At 66.4% G+C, this 2,298-nt stretch carries 3 protein-coding genes; all 3 read left to right on the top strand.

From position 1 onward, the window contains the following. A partial coding sequence (locus tag AB4Y43_RS40255; protein WP_368730276.1) for an aldehyde dehydrogenase occupies positions 1-504 on the top strand: 504 nt, incomplete at its 5' end. A 250-nt stretch (positions 505-754) separates the two neighbouring features. Next, on the top strand, positions 755-1,423 hold the full coding sequence (locus AB4Y43_RS40260; RefSeq protein ID WP_342948847.1) for a haloacid dehalogenase type II: 669 nt from the start codon (positions 755-757) through the stop codon (positions 1,421-1,423). A 25-nt stretch (positions 1,424-1,448) separates the two neighbouring features. Beyond that, positions 1,449-2,298, top strand: an 850-nt coding sequence (locus AB4Y43_RS40265) for an NAD(P)/FAD-dependent oxidoreductase (protein ID WP_368730277.1), incomplete at its 3' end; no start/stop codon positions are given.

Genomic DNA, 2,298 nt, shown 5'->3' on the forward strand with positions numbered 1-2,298 from the left:
ACGTGGGCTTCGGGCACGACGCTGCCGCCCATCATTTCGGAAACCCAGGCCGCGCGCATCGAAGGCATCGTCGAGCGCAGCGTGGCCGAAGGCGCCACGCTCTACTGCGGTGGCCGCCGCGCGGACGCGCCCGTGCCCGGCGCGTTCTACCTGCCCACCATCATCACCGGCGTGACGGCGCAGACCGAGGCGGTGCGCGCCGAGATCTTCGGCCCGGTGCTCACGGTGCAGACCTTCGACACCGAGGAAGAGGCGCTCGCGCTCGCCTCGCATCCCGAATACGGCCTGGCGGCCGGCGTGCACACCGCGGACATCGGCCGCGCGCTGCGCCTCGTGCGCGCGCTGGAGGCGGGCACCGTGTGGGTCAACCGCTACGGCCGCAGCAACGATTTCATGATCCCGACGGGCGGATACAAACGCTCGGGCATGGGCAAGGATCTCGGGCGCCAGGGTTACGAAGCGCACCTGCGTTTCAAGAGCGTGCTGATCGATACGAGAACCTGACGCCATGCTGACTGCAAAGCTGACGAATCACGCACGAAAACGCACGGTCATTCGGCTATGGCCCGCGCGATGGCGCCACCGCAGAATCTGCTGCGGCGGCCCCTGCAAACGCGTCGTTTATACCGTGCAGGCCCCACGATTCGACGCCAACCCCAAATTTTGCGCTGTTTAAATTTTCCACAGGGACGCACTTCCACCTGTTTTCGCCACTGAGCCCCAAGCGGGTTCATCACACGAAAGGATTGCCATCATGATCGATTTCGAGCCGAAGTACATCACGTTCGACTGCTACGGCACGCTGACGAAGTTCCGCATGGCCGACACGGCGCGCGAGATGTATGGCGACCGCCTCAAGGGCGCCGACCTCGAGAAGTTCGTCGCGTTCTTCGCGGGCTATCGCCGCGACGAGGTGCTCGGCGCATGGAAGCCGTACCGCGACGTGGTCGTCAATTCGGTGCGCCGCGCCTGCAAGCGCATGAACGTCGAGTTCATCGAGGCCGAAGCGGAAAAGTTCTACACCGCCGTGCCGACCTGGGGCCCGCACCCGGACGTGCCGGAAGGCCTCTCGCGCCTCGCGAAGAAGTACAAGCTCGTGATTCTCTCGAACGCTTCGGACGACCAGATCCAGAGCAATGTCGACAAACTCGGCGCGCCGTTCCACCGCGTGTTCACGGCGCAGCAGGCGCAGTCGTACAAGCCGCGCATGCAGGGCTTCGAGTACATGTTCGACCAGCTGAACTGCAACCCCGGCGACGTGCTGCATGTTTCGTCGAGCCTGCGCTACGACCTCATGACGGCGCACGACATGGGCATCGAGCACAAGGCGTTCGTCAAGCGCGGCCACGAGCCGGGCACGCCGTACTACGAGTACTACGAAGTCGAGACGATCGGCGAACTCGCTTCGCATCTGGGTCTTTGAGAAACGCGCTAGCCGAGGCCGCCCGATGAAGCTCGACTCCTACTGGCTCGACACCGCCCCTGGCGGTCTGCTCGCAAGCGAGGGACCGGTGGAAGGCCGCGTGGACGTCGCGGTGGTGGGCGGCGGCTTCACGGGGCTTTCCGCGGCGCTCGCGTTCGGGCGCCGTGGCGCGAGCGTCGCGGTGCTGGACGCGGGGCGCATGGGTGGCGGCGCGTCGGGGCGCAACGGCGGCCAGTGCAATACCGGCGTCGCGCAGGACTATGCGGCGCTGCGCGGGCAACTGGGCGTCGAGCGCGCGCAGGGTTGCTACCGCGCTTACGCGGCGGCCGTCGACACGGTCGAGCGGCTCATTCGCGAAGAGGGCATCGACTGCGACTATCTCGCTTCGGGCAAGCTCAAGCTCGCGGCGAAACCGCATCACCTCGAACACCTCGAGCGAACGGCCGAGCTGATTCGCCGCGAAGTCGATCCGGACGTCGAGATCATCGGCCGCGAACAGATTCGCAGTGAGGTGGAATCGGACAGCTTCCATGGCGGACTGCTCCAGAAGCACGGCGGTCAGATGCACATGGGCCGCTTCGCGATAGGGCTCGCGAACGCCGCGGTACGGCGCGGCGCACGGCTCTACGAGCACGCCGCCGTGACGTCCATCGCGAAAGAGGGCGGCGGCTATCGCGTGGAGTCGGCGCGCGGAACGTTGCATGCGCAACAGGTATTGATCGCCACGGGTCCTTCGCGGCATGGGCCGTTCGCGTGGTACCGGCGGCGTCTTGCGCCGGTCGGCTCGTTCATCGTCGTGACGCAGCCGCTGCCGCCCGCGCAGCTCATGCGGCTATTGCCCAACCGCCGCTCGTATACGACGAGCCGCCTCATGC

The organism is Paraburkholderia sp. BR10872 (genome assembly GCF_040965835.1).
Lineage (GTDB): Bacteria > Pseudomonadota > Gammaproteobacteria > Burkholderiales > Burkholderiaceae > Paraburkholderia > Paraburkholderia nodosa_A.